Annotated in this window: 13 protein-coding genes and 3 tRNA genes; 13 read left to right on the forward strand and 3 right to left on the reverse strand. The window is 56.2% G+C overall.

Annotation, left to right across the window (positions count from 1 at the left end; genetic code table 11):
- Nucleotides 1-27: 27 nt before the first annotated feature.
- Together ACMXYH_RS10410 and ACMXYH_RS10415 are read left to right on the forward strand one after the other, a co-directional pair.
- Nucleotides 28-234, forward strand: coding sequence for a DUF6021 family protein (locus ACMXYH_RS10410; RefSeq protein WP_149629334.1), 207 nt, complete (start codon nucleotides 28-30; stop codon nucleotides 232-234).
- Between the two features lie 17 nt (nucleotides 235-251).
- The gene (locus ACMXYH_RS10415; protein ID WP_129437031.1) at nucleotides 252-467 is read left to right on the forward strand and encodes a hypothetical protein; all 216 of its coding nucleotides are present in this window, start codon (nucleotides 252-254) and stop codon (nucleotides 465-467) included.
- Between the two features lie 54 nt (nucleotides 468-521).
- Here the strand turns inward: ACMXYH_RS10415 and pbpG are convergent, their stop codons facing one another.
- Together pbpG and folD are read right to left on the reverse strand one after the other, a co-directional pair.
- Entirely contained in the window at nucleotides 522-1460 is a 939-nt protein-coding gene (gene pbpG, locus ACMXYH_RS10420; RefSeq protein ID WP_134423610.1) for a D-alanyl-D-alanine endopeptidase, read from the reverse strand.
- 238 nt (nucleotides 1461-1698) lie between these two features.
- Nucleotides 1699-2553, reverse strand: coding sequence for a bifunctional methylenetetrahydrofolate dehydrogenase/methenyltetrahydrofolate cyclohydrolase FolD (gene folD, locus ACMXYH_RS10425; protein WP_008148421.1), 855 nt, complete (start codon nucleotides 2551-2553; stop codon nucleotides 1699-1701).
- A gap of 279 nt (nucleotides 2554-2832) precedes the next feature.
- Here folD and ACMXYH_RS10430 point away from each other — a divergent pair.
- From ACMXYH_RS10430 to ACMXYH_RS10480, 11 genes are all read left to right on the forward strand, one after another.
- Nucleotides 2833-2909 (forward strand) — tRNA-Arg (locus ACMXYH_RS10430).
- Nucleotides 2910-2949: 40 nt separating this feature from the next.
- A tRNA-His gene (locus tag ACMXYH_RS10435) sits at nucleotides 2950-3025 on the forward strand.
- Between the two features lie 54 nt (nucleotides 3026-3079).
- Nucleotides 3080-3164: transfer RNA gene (locus ACMXYH_RS10440), tRNA-Leu, on the forward strand.
- 422 nt (nucleotides 3165-3586) lie between these two features.
- Nucleotides 3587-4897: a trigger factor gene (gene tig, locus ACMXYH_RS10445; protein WP_129437029.1), complete on the forward strand. Its 1311-nt coding sequence runs from the start codon at nucleotides 3587-3589 to the stop codon at nucleotides 4895-4897.
- A gap of 94 nt (nucleotides 4898-4991) precedes the next feature.
- Nucleotides 4992-5627, forward strand: coding sequence for an ATP-dependent Clp endopeptidase proteolytic subunit ClpP (gene clpP, locus ACMXYH_RS10450; RefSeq protein WP_046047575.1), 636 nt, complete (start codon nucleotides 4992-4994; stop codon nucleotides 5625-5627).
- A gap of 112 nt (nucleotides 5628-5739) precedes the next feature.
- Nucleotides 5740-7023 carry an ATP-dependent Clp protease ATP-binding subunit ClpX gene (clpX, locus tag ACMXYH_RS10455; RefSeq protein WP_007946893.1) on the forward strand — a complete coding sequence of 428 codons (1284 nt, stop codon included), beginning with the start codon at nucleotides 5740-5742 and terminating at the stop codon, nucleotides 7021-7023.
- Between the two features lie 161 nt (nucleotides 7024-7184).
- Nucleotides 7185-9581, forward strand: coding sequence for an endopeptidase La (lon, locus tag ACMXYH_RS10460; protein ID WP_027926069.1), 2397 nt, complete (start codon nucleotides 7185-7187; stop codon nucleotides 9579-9581).
- Between the two features lie 147 nt (nucleotides 9582-9728).
- The gene (locus ACMXYH_RS10465) at nucleotides 9729-10001 is read left to right on the forward strand and encodes an HU family DNA-binding protein (protein ID WP_002552737.1); all 273 of its coding nucleotides are present in this window, start codon (nucleotides 9729-9731) and stop codon (nucleotides 9999-10001) included.
- A 233-nt stretch (nucleotides 10002-10234) separates the two neighbouring features.
- Nucleotides 10235-12106 carry a SurA N-terminal domain-containing protein gene (locus ACMXYH_RS10470; protein ID WP_415767028.1) on the forward strand — a complete coding sequence of 624 codons (1872 nt, stop codon included), beginning with the start codon at nucleotides 10235-10237 and terminating at the stop codon, nucleotides 12104-12106.
- 229 nt (nucleotides 12107-12335) lie between these two features.
- Nucleotides 12336-13154, forward strand: a complete 819-nt coding sequence (locus ACMXYH_RS10475) for a DUF2242 domain-containing protein (RefSeq protein WP_415767029.1) — start codon at nucleotides 12336-12338, stop codon at nucleotides 13152-13154.
- A 164-nt stretch (nucleotides 13155-13318) separates the two neighbouring features.
- On the forward strand, nucleotides 13319-13501 hold the full coding sequence (locus ACMXYH_RS10480; protein WP_166793844.1) for a hypothetical protein: 183 nt from the start codon (nucleotides 13319-13321) through the stop codon (nucleotides 13499-13501).
- A gap of 3 nt (nucleotides 13502-13504) precedes the next feature.
- Here ACMXYH_RS10480 and ACMXYH_RS10485 read toward each other — a convergent pair whose 3' ends face one another.
- On the reverse strand, nucleotides 13505-14545 hold the full coding sequence (locus tag ACMXYH_RS10485; RefSeq protein ID WP_415767030.1) for an AraC family transcriptional regulator: 1041 nt from the start codon (nucleotides 14543-14545) through the stop codon (nucleotides 13505-13507).

Here is a 14545-nt window from a genome sequence, read left to right on the forward strand (position 1 = left end):
TCCCGGCCAGACTCAAAGGAGGTGCCCATGGCACATTCCACTACCCCCGTCGGCCCGCACTCGTCTGAGCATTCTTCGGGCGATGAGTTGGGGTTCGATCCCGATTCGCCGGACCTCGCTGATCCTCAGGTCGACCCCATCGGACCTGCAAAGGCCCCCAGGGATGTGAAGCCGGGCGACAATACCAAGGCTCCAGCGAAGCCTTACGATCCACTTGCCGATCTGAAACCCTGAGCCTTAGTGAGGTGCGTATGTCTACCGATTCGAGTTTCAACGACAAACGTCCGGACAGCGTTCCAACCAGCCCCGAAAAAGACATCGACCCCGTGATGGATCCGGACAGCCCGTTAAGGGATCCTTTGGCCAGGCCTGTGGTCGTGCCGACGGAGCATCCACAGGGCTGGAATGACCCGAATGCCGGGGACGGCATTCCGGATGACGACCAGATGCCGCTGCCGAATGACTGACGCCGGACGAAAAAAGCCCCGAATAGTCGGGGCTTTCTTTCATCTGTCGTTTACTTATTTCGACGCTTCAACCACGCCGCTCTGACGATGCTTGAGGTTCTTGTTGGATTTGTACTGCAAGGCTACAGACGGCACGTTCGTGCCTTGGCCGGTTTCCACCCAGCTGCGAATACGGCTGGCATCGGCAAAGTGTGTGTACTTGCCGAAAGCATCGAGGATGACCAGCGCAACCGGGCGGTTGGCCATGCTGGTGACCAGCACCAGGCAGTGACCGGCCTCGTTGGTGAAGCCGGTTTTCGTCAGCTTGATGTCCCAGTTCGGCTTGTTGACCAAATGGTCGGTATTACGGAAACCCAGGCTGTAGTTGGGTTTACGGAACGAAACGGTTTTTTCCTTGGTGGTACTTAGCTCAGTCAACAGCGGGTACTTGTGCGCAGCGATCAGCAGTTTGCTCAGGTCGCGGGCCGTGGACACGTTGCGAGGGGAGAGGCCGGTGGGTTCGACGAAGTGCGTGCTGGTCATGCCCAGTGCTTTCGCTTTGGCATTCATTGCGGCAATGAACGCAACGTAGCCGCCCGGATAGTGATGGGCCAGGCTCGCGGCAGCGCGGTTTTCCGAGGACATCAGGGCAATCAGCAGCATTTCCCTGCGCGGCATTTCGCTGTTGAGTTTCACGCGGGAGAACACGCCTTTCATTTCCGGCGTGTCGCTGATGTTGATGGACAGGTATTCGTCCATGTTCTGTCTGGCTTCAACCACGATCAGCCCGGTCATCAGTTTGCTGACGGAAGCGATCGGCACAACCACGTCAGGATTGCTGGCATAGATGACTTTGTTGGTCTGCAGATCCATCAGCAATGCACTGCCGGAAGCGATCTTCAGTGTTGACGTATCTCGCGGCGCCGAAGTGGTGTCGGCAGCGTTGACCATTGGCGTGGTGAAAGTCCCTGTAAATGCAAAAAATAGGCTCAGGATGGAAAGACGGATTTTCACGCTGGCAGACTCGTTAGGTGTGGATAAGCCGTTCTGTAACGGGTTGTTTCTTTAAAACCGACGCATTTTAGGAGTATGGCTGAAGAACTGTCGATGGTTGTTCAATGAACAGGTCAAAGTCCTTGAAAACCCCTACAAGCAGTAGGTTTCCGGCGAGCGGTAAAGTTTTTAATTCAGGCAAAAAGAACCCCGCCAATGGCGGGGTTCCTTTGTTCGTCGCAGCCATGAAAATGCGAACTCAGCTGTGCAGTGTTTCGGCTGCGTACAGCGTGTTTTCCAGCAGGCAAGCGCGGGTCATCGGGCCAACGCCACCCGGGACTGGAGTGATCCAGCCGGCGCGGGGCAGGGCGGTGTCGTAGATCACGTCACCAACCAGTTTGCCGTCTTCCTGGCGGTTGATGCCGACGTCGATCACGATCGCGCCTTCCTTGATCCACTCACCCTTTACCAGCCCCGGCTTGCCGGCGGCGACCACCACCAGATCGGCGCGACCGACGTGGCCTGCCAGATCCTTGGTGAAGCGGTGGGTGACGGTCACGGTGCAGCCGGCCAGCAGCAATTCCATTGCCATCGGGCGGCCAACAATGTTGGAGGCCCCGACAACCACTGCGTCCATCCCGTAGAGATCGACACCGGTGCTTTCCAGCAACGTCATGATGCCTTTAGGGGTGCATGGACGCAGCAGCGGAATACGTTGGGCGAGGCGGCCGACGTTATAAGGGTGGAAACCGTCGACGTCCTTGTCTGGACGAATGCGTTCCAGCAATTTGGAGGCGTCCAGGTGTTCAGGTAAAGGAAGCTGAAGCAGAACGCCATCAATCGCCGGGTCGTCGTTCAGGCGATCGATCAGATCGGTCAGCGCTTCTTGAGTGGTTTCGGAAGGCAGGTCGTAGGCTTGGGAAATGAAGCCGACCTCTTCACAGTCTTTACGCTTGTGCGAGACATAAACCTGAGAGGCGGGATCGCTACCGACCAGGATCACCGCGAGACCGGGCGTGCGCAGACCTTGCTGGCGACGCTCGTTGACTCGTTTGGCGATCTGCTGGCGCAGGCTGGCGGCGATCGATTTGCCGTCGATTAGTTGTGCAGTCATTGCGCGTGATTAACCATCGAGAGGGGAAAAAAAGAGAACGCATTCTCGCATGTCATGAGGTGAGGGCAAAGGCGCTTGGTCTGCAAATTCCCCTAACCCCTTTAATTAAATGAATTTTTTTTAAAAAAGAGTTGACGACCTTCAGGGTCACCTATAACATTCGTCGCACTTGTCGGGCACAGCCTAGCACTGGTTAAGAAGGTCGAGCAGAGTTGATGTTTAATTCGGTGAGACTGAAAGCACTTAGTTTGTAATCGTCCAAGAATACAGATTAACAAGGCGCCCGTAGCTCAGCTGGATAGAGCATCCGCCTTCTAAGCGGATGGTCGCAGGTTCGAGTCCTGCCGGGTGCGCCATTAGGCAGCTTTGGCACAAGTAGCGCAACATGGCAATATGGTGGGCGTAGCTCAGTTGGTAGAGCACGGGATTGTGACTCCCGTTGTCGAGGGTTCGATCCCCTTCGTCCACCCCATATTTAGAAAGGCGCCAGATTAACAGTCTGGCGCCTTTGCTTTAAAAGCTTGATGCGGATGTGGTGGAATTGGTAGACACACTGGATTTAGGTTCCAGCGCCGCAAGGTGTGAGAGTTCGAGTCTCTCCGTCCGCACCATTACAAGTAGCTATTTAATAGCAGAAAACGGCGCAGCACCTGAAAAGGGCTGCGCCGTTTTTGTTTTAGGAGTCTGGATTTTCAAAGCGGCCGCAGGTTCTGGGCCGAGAGGGCGGCTCGGATCGTCGGATTTATGTTTCTCGATGATGCTGGCTCGCCCGTTGGTCCCCTTGTGGGGTCGACTGTCAGGGATGGATTGCCGATGCCTTCTATATATAGAAGGATTGGTGCAGAGCCCTGGCATGATTGGCTGTATTTGCTAACAGGGCGAGGCACAACCGTTTGTCCCCGCCTATAAATTGCCTGCTGCTTTTTTACCCGTTTTCAGTAGGGTGACTTCTTGAGTTTGACCCACTAGAATGCATGCCCTTGATTCTGGGGTCGGAAACGGCCGGCTAACGTCTGTGCAACGAGGAATATCCATGCAAGTTTCTGTTGAAAATACTTCTGCTCTTGAGCGCCGCATGAGCATCACCGTGCCGGCTGAGCGCATCGAGACTCAGGTCAACAAGCGTCTGCAGCAGACTGCCCAAAAGGCCAAGATTGCTGGCTTCCGTCCAGGCAAAGTGCCAATGAGTGAAATCAAGCGCCGTTTTGGTGCTGATGCACGTCAGGAAGCGGTTGGCGACGTGATCCAGTCTTCTTTCTACGAAGCTGTTGTTGAACAAAAGCTGAACCCGGCTGGCGCTCCTTCGATCGAGCCGAAATCGCTGGAAGCTGGCAAAGACCTGGAATACGTCGCGATTTTCGAAGTGTTCCCCGAGTTCACCGTTGCCGGTTTCGAAGGTATCGCGGTAGAGCGCCTGAGCGCTGACGTGGCTGATGCCGATCTGGACAAAATGCTGGAAGTGCTGCGCAAGCAGAACACCCGTTTCGAAGTGGCCGATCGCGCTGCTCAAAACGAAGACCAACTGAACATCGATTTCGTTGGCAAGGTCGACGGTGAAGTGTTCGCTGGCGGTTCCGCCAAAGGTACTCAGCTGGTGCTGGGTTCCGGCCGCATGATTCCTGGTTTTGAAGACGGCCTGGTTGGCGCTAAAGCCGGCGAAGAGCGCGTTCTGAACCTGACCTTCCCAGAGGACTATCAGAACCTCGACCTGGCAGGCAAAACCGCTGAGTTCACCGTGACCGTGAACACTGTTTCCGAGCCAAAACTGCCAGAACTGACCGAAGAATTCTTCGCTCAATTCGGCATCAAGGAAACCGGTCTGGAAGGCTTCCGCACCGAAGTTCGCAAGAACATGGAGCGTGAACTGCGTCAGGCGATCAAATCCAAGGTCAAGAATCAGGTAATGGACGGTCTGCTGGCCACCAACCCGATCGAAGTGCCTAAGGCTCTGCTGTCCAACGAAGTTGACCGTCTGCGCGTGCAGGCTGTTCAGCAATTCGGTGGCAACATCAAGCCTGAGCAACTGCCGGCCGAGCTGTTCGAAGAGCAAGCCAAGCGTCGCGTTGTACTGGGTCTGATCGTGGCTGAAGTGGTCAAGCAATTCGACCTCAAGCCTGACGAAGCTCGCGTTCGTGAAATGATTCAGGAAATGGCTTCGGCTTACCAAGAGCCTGAGCAGGTTGTGTCCTGGTACTACAAGAACGACCAGCAACTGAACGAAGTCCGTTCGGTTGTGCTGGAAGAACAAGTTGTGGATACTGTTCTGCAGAAGGCTAACGTGACCGACAAATCGGTCTCTTACGAAGAAGCAGTCAAGCCGGTAGAAGCTCCACAAGCCGACTGATAGCTTTTTGCGGTAAGAAGTAATCACCATAAGCCAGCCTTCGCGCTGGCTTATGCGTATTCAAGACATAACTATTTGGGAGTGACTGCAGAGCATGTTCCGTAATTCGTATATTCAGCAGAACTCTGATATCCAGGCCGCAGGCGGCCTGGTCCCGATGGTTGTCGAGCAGTCCGCTCGTGGCGAGCGCGCCTACGACATCTATTCGCGCCTTCTCAAGGAGCGAGTGATCTTTCTGGTTGGTCCGGTAGAGGACTACATGGCCAACCTGATCTGTGCGCAACTGCTGTTCCTTGAAGCGGAAAACCCGGACAAGGACATCCATCTCTATATCAACTCCCCGGGCGGTTCGGTGACGGCGGGCATGTCGATCTATGACACCATGCAGTTCATCAAGCCAAACGTGTCGACCACCTGTATCGGCCAAGCGTGCAGCATGGGTGCGTTTCTACTGACGGCCGGTGCCCCCGGCAAGCGTTACTGCCTGCCGAACTCACGTGTGATGATTCACCAGCCACTGGGCGGTTTCCAGGGCCAGGCTTCGGACATCGAAATCCATGCCAAGGAAATCCTCTTCATTCGTGAGCGTCTCAACACGCTGATGGCCAAGCATAGCGGGCACACTCTTGAAGAAATCGAGCGCGATACCAACCGCGATAATTTCATGAGTGCAGAAGCAGCACGTGAATACGGGTTGATCGATGAAGTGATCAGCCAGCGCCCCGCTTAAATTAAGCAGCTCAAAATAGGGTTGGTCGGCGCGTCCGATCACCAGCGGGCTTGAAAAAGCCCGCAATAGCCTTCATCTTGTGTTGCAAGCCTATCGGATTTGGATCGAACGAATGACTGACACCCGCAACGGCGAGGACAACGGCAAGCTGCTCTATTGCTCCTTCTGTGGCAAAAGCCAGCATGAAGTGCGCAAATTGATTGCCGGCCCCTCGGTCTTTATCTGCGACGAGTGCGTCGACCTGTGCAATGACATCATCCGTGAGGAGGTGCAGGAAGCCCAGGCCGAAAGCAGCGCGCATAAATTGCCTTCGCCTAAAGAAATCAGCGGCATCCTTGATCAGTACGTGATTGGTCAGGAGCGTGCGAAAAAGGTTCTGGCCGTAGCGGTGTACAACCACTACAAGCGCCTGAACCAGCGTGACAAAAAGAATGACGATGTCGAACTCGGCAAGAGCAACATCTTGCTGATCGGCCCGACAGGCTCGGGTAAAACACTGCTTGCCGAAACACTGGCCCGCTTACTGAACGTTCCGTTCACCATCGCCGACGCAACCACCCTCACCGAGGCAGGTTACGTAGGTGAAGATGTCGAAAACATCATTCAGAAGCTGCTGCAGAAGTGCGATTACGACGTAGAAAAAGCCCAAATGGGCATTGTCTACATCGATGAGATCGACAAGATCTCGCGCAAGTCTGACAACCCGTCGATCACCCGGGACGTTTCCGGTGAAGGCGTGCAGCAGGCCCTGCTCAAGTTGATCGAAGGCACGGTCGCTTCCGTTCCGCCTCAAGGTGGTCGCAAGCATCCGCAGCAGGAATTCCTTCAGGTCGACACCCGTAACATCCTGTTCATCTGCGGTGGTGCGTTCTCCGGTCTGGAAAAGGTTATTCAAAACCGTTCCACCAAGGGCGGCATCGGTTTCAACGCGGAAGTGCGCAGCAAGGAAGAAGGCAAGAAAGTCGGTGAGTCCCTGCGTGAAGTCGAGCCTGACGATTTGGTCAAGTTCGGTCTGATCCCGGAATTCGTCGGTCGTCTGCCGGTACTTGCCACGCTGGACGAGCTTGATGAGGCTGCGCTGATGCAGATTCTCACCGAGCCGAAAAATGCTCTGACCAAACAGTATGCCAAGCTGTTCGAGATGGAAGGCGTGGACCTGGAATTCCGGGCCGACGCACTGAAATCGGTCGCCAAGCGTGCCCTGGAACGCAAGACAGGTGCCCGTGGACTGCGTTCGATTCTCGAAGGTGTATTGCTCGACACTATGTATGAAATTCCCTCGCAGTCCGAGGTGAGTAAAGTAGTGATCGACGAAAGCGTTATAGAAGGCAAGTCCAAGCCACTGTATATCTACGAAAACAGTGAGCCGGCTGCCAAGGCAGCGCCAGACGCCTAAGCGTCACACTGCTGGAATAAAGAAGGGGCCTTCGGGCCCCTTTGCTTTTTGCGCGTTTTAACACCTTCTTTAAGCTTGTTTTTTTTGAAGGTAGCCCCCATCTTGGTTTCAAGCTCACTTCCATCTGTTTACGGCCTTATGGCCGCCGTAGAGGCGAAATCATGAAGACAACCATCGAATTGCCTCTCCTGCCATTGCGTGATGTTGTGGTTTATCCGCACATGGTTATCCCGCTGTTCGTGGGGCGCGAGAAATCCATCGAAGCCCTCGAGGCAGCGATGACGGGCGACAAGCAGATCCTTCTGCTGGCTCAGAGAAACCCTGCTGACGACGATCCCGGTGAAGATGCACTTTATCGCGTAGGTACCATTGCTACCGTTCTACAGCTGCTCAAGCTGCCTGACGGCACGGTCAAGGTTTTGGTCGAAGGTGAGCAGCGGGGCGCTGTTGAGCGTTTCAGCGAAGTGGACGGCCACTGCCGTGCCGAAGTCTCATTGATCGACGAAGTCGACGCGCCAGAGCGCGAGTCGGAAGTGTTCGTACGCAGCCTGCTGGCTCAGTTCGAACAATATGTGCAGCTGGGCAAGAAAGTCCCGGCTGAAGTCCTGTCGTCGCTCAACAGCATCGACGAACCAGGCCGCCTGGTCGACACCATGGCCGCACACATGGCCCTGAAGATCGAGCAGAAGCAGGAAATCCTCGAAATCATTGATTTGTCGGCCCGGGTCGAGCACGTTCTGGCGTTGCTGGATGCCGAGATCGACCTGCTGCAAGTCGAAAAACGCATTCGTGGTCGCGTCAAAAAACAAATGGAGCGCAGCCAGCGCGAGTACTACCTGAATGAGCAGATGAAGGCCATTCAGAAAGAGCTCGGCGACAGCGACGAAGGCCACAACGAAATCGAAGAGCTGAAAAAGCGCATCGATGCCGCCGGTCTGCCGAAAGATGCCTTGGCCAAAGCCCAGGGCGAACTGAACAAGTTAAAACAAATGTCGCCAATGTCTGCGGAAGCGACCGTGGTGCGCTCGTATATTGACTGGCTGGTTCAGGTGCCGTGGAAGGCGCAGAGCAAAGTGCGACTGGATCTGGCGCGCGCTGAAGACATTCTCGATGCAGACCACTATGGTCTGGAAGAAGTCAAAGAGCGGATCCTCGAATACCTCGCCGTGCAAAAGCGCGTGAAGAAAATTCGTGGTCCGGTGTTGTGCCTGGTCGGTCCTCCAGGGGTGGGTAAAACCTCTCTGGCGGAGTCGATTGCTCACGCTACCAACCGCAAATTCGTGCGCATGGCCCTCGGCGGTGTGCGTGATGAAGCGGAAATTCGTGGTCATCGCCGTACTTATATCGGTTCGATGCCAGGAAGATTGATTCAAAAGATGACAAAGGTGGGCGTCCGCAACCCGCTGTTCCTGCTCGATGAAATCGACAAAATGGGCAGCGACATGCGTGGCGATCCGGCGTCGGCGTTGCTGGAAGTGCTCGACCCTGAGCAGAACCATAACTTCAACGATCACTATCTGGAAGTCGACTACGACCTGTCCGATGTGATGTTCCTTTGCACCTCGAACTCCATGAACATTCCACCAGCCTTGCTGGACCGGATGGAAGTGATTCGTCTGCCGGGTTACACCGAAGACGAAAAGATCAACATCGCCGTCAAATACCTTTCGCCAAAGCAGATTACGGCTAACGGTTTGAAAAAAGGTGAGCTGGAATTCGACGCCGAAGCGATCCGCGACATTATCCGCTACTACACCCGCGAAGCCGGTGTACGTGGGCTGGAGCGCCAGATTGCCAAGGTTTGCCGCAAGGCGGTCAAAGAGCATGCAATGGAAAAACGCTTCTCGGTGAAGGTCACTGCCGAGATGCTGGAACACTTCCTGGGCGTGCGCAAATTCCGCTACGGTCTGGCCGAATCGCAGGATCAGATCGGTCAGGTCACCGGGCTGGCGTGGACTCAGGTGGGTGGCGAATTGCTAACCATCGAAGCCGCCGTCGTGCCGGGTAAAGGCCAGTTGATCAAGACCGGTTCCCTGGGGGATGTGATGGTCGAATCGATCACCGCGGCCCTGACCGTTGTTCGCAGTCGCGCGAAGAGCCTGGGGATTCCCCTGGACTTCCACGAGAAGCGCGACACGCATATCCATATGCCGGAAGGGGCGACCCCGAAGGACGGCCCTAGCGCCGGTGTGGGCATGTGCACGGCTCTGGTGTCGGCATTGACCGGGATCCCTGTGCGCGCGGACGTCGCCATGACTGGCGAAATTACGCTGCGTGGTCAGGTGCTGGCGATTGGCGGTTTGAAAGAAAAACTGCTCGCTGCTCACCGTGGCGGAATCAAGACCGTTATCATTCCTGAAGAGAACGTACGCGATCTGAAGGAAATTCCTGACAATATCAAGCAAGATCTGCAGATTAAACCGGTTAAATGGATTGACGAGGTCCTGCAAATTGCGCTGCAATACGCGCCGGAGCCCTTGCCAGATGTAGCTCCAGAGATAGTTGCAAAGGATGAAAAACGCGAGTCTGACTCTAAGGAAAGAATTAGCACGCATTAGTACGCATTTGCCTGGGTGGCTTGTTGACAGCTTTTTAGAGCCCTTGTTATAAAGCGGCTCTTAAGTGTCTGTAGGCCATTCAGCACTCGTTTTTGCTTTCACCAAAAAACTTAGAATCATACTCAAATAGATATAAGGGGACTTAGAGTGAACAAGTCGGAACTGATTGATGCTATCGCTGCATCCGCTGATATCCCGAAAGCTGCTGCTGGCCGTGCGCTGGACGCTGTAATCGAATCCGTCACTGGCGCTCTCAAGGCTGGCGACTCTGTTGTTCTGGTTGGTTTCGGTACCTTCTCCGTAACTGATCGTCCAGCTCGCATTGGTCGTAACCCACAGACCGGTAAGACGCTGGAAATCGCAGCTGCTAAAAAACCAGGTTTCAAAGCCGGTAAAGCACTGAAAGAAGCTGTCAACTAAGTTCGATTCAGGTTTTTGCCTATCCGGGTCGGGGTCATGCCTGACCTGGCAGCGGAGCGGTAGTCCAGTCGGCGAGGCGCCGATCCGAGACGCCGAGGCTCGCAAGTTCGAGTCATCGGTCCGCTCCGCCAGTTACGAGAAGGCGCATCCTCGGATGCGCCTTTCTTCTATCCGGATTCTACCCACGCTCCACGGTTGCCTAATTTTGAAGTTCAACCGTTTCTGGGGGACGCATGCTGCAGAATATCAGGGACAATTCACAAGGCTGGATTGCCAAGACCATTATCGGGGTCATCGTTGCACTGATGGCTTTGACCGGTTTCGACGCCATCTTCAAGGCCACGACGCACAGCAATGATGCGGCCAAGGTCAATGGCGAAGAAATCAGCCAGAACGAGCTGAGCCAAGCGGTCGATATGCAACGCCGTCAGCTCATGCAACAGCTGGGCAAGGATTTCGATGCTTCGTTGCTCGACGAAAAAATGCTGCGCGAATCGGCCCTCAAAGGCCTGATCGATCGCAAGCTGCTGCTGCAAGGCGCAGAAAACTCGAAGTTCGCTTTTTCCGAAGCTGCTTTGGACCAGGTGATCCTGCAAACGCCTGAATTCCAGGTTGATGGCAAGTTCAGCCCTGAGCGTTTCGACCAGGTTGTTCGCCAACTCGGCTACAGCCGCATGCAATTCCGCCAGATGCTGGCTCAGGAAATGCTGATCGGTCAGCTGCGCGCTGGTCTGGCAGGTAGCGGTTTCGTCACCGACGCACAGGTTCTGGCATTCGCCCGTCTGGAAAAACAGACCCGCGATTTCGCTTCTCTGAACGTCAAGGTTGACCCGGCGGCTGTGAAGCTGACCGACGATGAAGTCAAAGCCTACTACGACGAACACGCCAAGGAATTCATGACGCCGGATCAGGTGGTCATCGATTACCTCGAGTTGAAGAAGGCTTCCTTCTTTGATCAGGTCAGCGTCAAGGACGAAGACCTGCAAGCGGCGTATCAGAAAGAAACCGCGAACCTGTCGGAACAACGCCGGGCCGCGCACATTCTGATCGAAGTGAACGACAAGGTTGCCGAAGCGCAAGCCAAGGCCAAGATCGAAGAGATCCAGGCACGTCTGGCAAAAGGCGAGAAGTTCGAGGCTCTGGCCAAGGAATTCTCCCAGGACCCGGGTTCGGCGAACAACGGCGGTGACCTCGGCTTTGCCGGTCCTGGTGTCTACGATCCAGCCTTCGAAACAGCGCTGTATGCGTTGGCCAAGGATCAGGTCTCGGCGCCGGTTCGTACCGACTTCGGTTTCCATCTGATCAAGCTGTTGGGCGTGGAAGCACCTGAGGTGCCGACGCTCGCCAGCCTGAAAGACAAGCTGACCCGTGAGCTGAAAACCCAGCAGGTCGAGCAGCGTTTCGTCGAGGCGACCAAGCAACTGGAAGATTCGTCGTTCGAATCCTCCGATCTGGCTCAGCCAGCGCAGGACCTGAAGCTCACTGTTCATACGTCCAAGCCGTTCGGCCGTGAAGGTGGCGAAGGTGTTGCGGCCAACCGTGCCGTGGTCACTGCAGCGTTCAGCCCTGAAGTGCTGGATGAGGGTGCCAACAGCACCGCCATCGAACTCGATCCGGAAACCGTAATCGTGCTGCGCGCCAAGGAGCACCTGAAGCCTGCGCAACTGCCGCTGGAAAGCGTAGCTGCAAGTATTCGCGTGCAATTGGCCAAGGAGCACGCCAGTGCTGCCGCCAAGACTAAGGCTGAAGAGCTGATTGTCAGCCTGCGCGATGGCAAGGCTGCGCTGGACAAGGCGATCGACGGTCAGAGCTGGAAAGTGACCCAGGCAGCCACTCGTGGCCAGGAAGGGGTTGACCCAACCGTGCTGCAGGCGCTGTTCCGCATGCCCAAGCCTGCCGCCAAGGACAAGCCGACCTTCAGCAGCGTGACCCTGGCCGATGGTAGCCTGGTGATCGTGCGTCTGAACGGCGTGAACGAAGCCGCAGCGCCGACCGATGAAGAGAAGGCCCAGTACCGTCGCTTCCTCGCTTCGCGCATTGGTCAGCAGGACTTTGCGGCCTACCGCAAACTGCTGGAAAGCCAGGCTGAGATCAAACGCTACTGATGCCTGACTGAGTTTTGCGCTACACAAAGACCCCGGCCGTAAGGCTGGGGTTTTTTGTGGGTGAAACGAAAGCCGCACGGGTTACCCGTCGCCTGAGTATTTACCGTGCGACTTTTTCCTGTAAATGACAGTCAGTAGACTTGTAGCTGTTTTAAGACACTAATCGATACTCCGCTAAGCATCGATCTGTTGCACAATACGCCCCGGACCGTTTTCCTCAGGATGTTCAATGTTTAAATCATTTCCCATGCGTGTTGCAGGGCTGGCGTTGGTGCTGGCCGCCGCGGCCGGCTGCTCTTCGAAGAAAGCCCCCATCTACGAGCATGAGAACTTCGATGACTCCGGAACGTTTTCGCGTAGCTACCCGGTGACTGATGCGCAGACGTGCGAAGCCGCCCGTCGGGCGTTGCTCAGCCAGGGCTACATCATCACCAGCTCCGACCCGAAACTGGTCAGCGGACACAAAAGCTTCCAGCAGACCGGCGAGACCCACATGGAGATCAGCTTCAGTGTGGTCTGTGCCGATGATGGCAGTGAAGGGCACCACGCGACGATGTTCGCCAACGCCCTGCAGGACCGTTATGCGCTGAAGAAGACCAACAACTCCGCCAGCGTGGGTGTGGGCGTGCTGGGCTCGGTGTCGATGCCGATCGGCTCGTCCGACGACTCGATGGTCAAGGTCGCCAGCGAAACCGTATCGGCGCCCAAGTTCTACGAGCGGTTCTTCACCCTGGTCGAGTTGTTCCTGCCGCCGGAAGCGAAAAAGGCCGCGCACATCAAGGATAAGCCGAAACCCGATCTCGGCGTGCCTGAAGCCAAGGTTGCACCGGCTCCGTTGGCGCCGTCTGCGGCAGAACCTGCGCCGGCACCTGCCGAAGCGGCTCCAGCAGCCTCTGAGCCTGTTGCACCGCCGCCTGAAGCCGCTCCGATTGCTCCGGCCGAGAACAGCGAGCCGGCATCGACCACGGAAACGGTCACTCCGCCGCCCCAATCAAGCCTGCCTCCACCCACCGAGCCTATTTCGGCCATTCCTGTATCTGGCCAGTAATCGTGCTCTGACGCTACGGGATCGGGTCAGACGACACCGATCCCGCGGCGGCTTTTAAATTGATCCGCGTCACCCCATGCCGTTGTCCTACGGCCTGTATCGAAAAAATCCTTTAATAAATTCCTGACGGCCTGCTACGTTTTATTAAGTAGCCGCTGAGCGGCGTGCCTGCGTCATTTTTCTTTCACGTGGGCACTTTATGCTCGGGGCGCTGGTCATTTATTCAGGCGTTTTTTTCAACGAGCTGTGGGGGATTAAAAATGGACGATTATCAAGAAGAGCTGCTCGAGTATCAGGCGTTTGAACTGGACCCGCTGGAACCGGCCGAAGACGCTACCGAGCTGTAAGCGTCAAGCGGATTGGCGATGACTGCGGCGAAACTCGCCGGGAGTCTGGCCGCTCCAGCGTTTGAAGGCCCGTTGAAAGGCTTCGGCTGAGGCAAAGCCCAGCAGGTAGGCGATTTCTCCGAACGCCAGTTCGGTATCGCGAATGTAGGTCATGGCCAGGTCGCGACGCGTGTCATTGAGGATCGCGCGAAATTGCGTGCCTTCCTCGGCGAGTTTGCGGCGCAAGGTCCAGGTCGGCAGCTTCAGGCGTGCCGCCACTTCTTCCAGGTCGGGTTCCCGTCCACCATTGAGCAACGGCCCCAGTAACTGAGTGATGCGTTCACGCAGGCTGCGGGTGCGTGTCAGTTGCTCCAGTTCCCGCTCACACAGTTGCAGCAAGTGTCGCCAGGTGCTCGGGCAGTGTTCCGGGTTGCGCTGGGCGAGGCTGGCAAGGCTCAAGCGCAGTTGATTGTGCTCACAGCCAAACTGGATCGGGCAGTCGCCCAGCACTTCATAAGCCGTGCGGTAATCCGGCTCATCAAACTCGATATCGATGCGTTCGGCCCGCAACCGGGCAGGGCTTATGCTGGACAATTGCTGCAACCAGCCAGCGATGATCGAATCCACCACGAAGCGGTTGTAGGCGTTATAAGGGCTGATGGAATAGAACCGCAGCCAGGCACCTTGGGCGTCTTCGTGAAAGCTCGATTGACCGCGATAGTTGGAGCCATACAAGGCTTCGAAGCGAATCAGGCACCGCGCGGCTTCTCGCACCGTTGGCGCCTGAGCGGCCGTGACCCCGGCCAGGCCGACCTGGCTCAGGCGACTAAGCTGACCCATGCGCAAGCCAAGTGCCGGGTTGTCGGTCAGTTGAATGGCACTGTGGCCCAGGCGCATGTAGCGCGGGATCGAGAGCCGGGCGCCCGCTTCGCTGAGGCGAGCTGCGTCGAGACCGTATTGTTCGAGTAGCGGCTGAGGGTCTGCACCGTGGCTGCGCACGGCGTCGGCCAGGCTATGAACAAAGCCCACCGACAGATCGCCGAGGCGCATCGGCAACGGTTTCAT

Source organism: Pseudomonas frigoris (assembly GCF_047758635.1).
In the GTDB taxonomy this organism is placed as follows: domain Bacteria; phylum Pseudomonadota; class Gammaproteobacteria; order Pseudomonadales; family Pseudomonadaceae; genus Aquipseudomonas; species Aquipseudomonas frigoris.

Bases quoted from the DNA above. Each gene is read 5' to 3' on its own strand.
- ACMXYH_RS10410 (WP_149629334.1), top strand. From the start codon at position 28: ATGGCACATTCCACTACCCCCGTCGGCCCGCACTCGTCTGAGCATTCT.
- ACMXYH_RS10415 (WP_129437031.1), top strand. From the start codon at position 252: ATGTCTACCGATTCGAGTTTCAACGACAAACGTCCGGACAGCGTTCCA.
- folD (WP_008148421.1), bottom strand. From the start codon at position 2,553: ATGACTGCACAACTAATCGACGGCAAATCGATCGCCGCCAGCCTGCGC.
- tig (WP_129437029.1), top strand. From the start codon at position 3,587: ATGCAAGTTTCTGTTGAAAATACTTCTGCTCTTGAGCGCCGCATGAGC.
- clpP (WP_046047575.1), top strand. From the start codon at position 4,992: ATGTTCCGTAATTCGTATATTCAGCAGAACTCTGATATCCAGGCCGCA.
- clpX (WP_007946893.1), top strand. From the start codon at position 5,740: ATGACTGACACCCGCAACGGCGAGGACAACGGCAAGCTGCTCTATTGC.
- lon (WP_027926069.1), top strand. From the start codon at position 7,185: ATGAAGACAACCATCGAATTGCCTCTCCTGCCATTGCGTGATGTTGTG.
- ACMXYH_RS10470 (WP_415767028.1), top strand. From the start codon at position 10,235: ATGCTGCAGAATATCAGGGACAATTCACAAGGCTGGATTGCCAAGACC.
- ACMXYH_RS10475 (WP_415767029.1), top strand. From the start codon at position 12,336: ATGTTTAAATCATTTCCCATGCGTGTTGCAGGGCTGGCGTTGGTGCTG.
- ACMXYH_RS10485 (WP_415767030.1), bottom strand. From the start codon at position 14,545: ATGAAACCGTTGCCGATGCGCCTCGGCGATCTGTCGGTGGGCTTTGTT.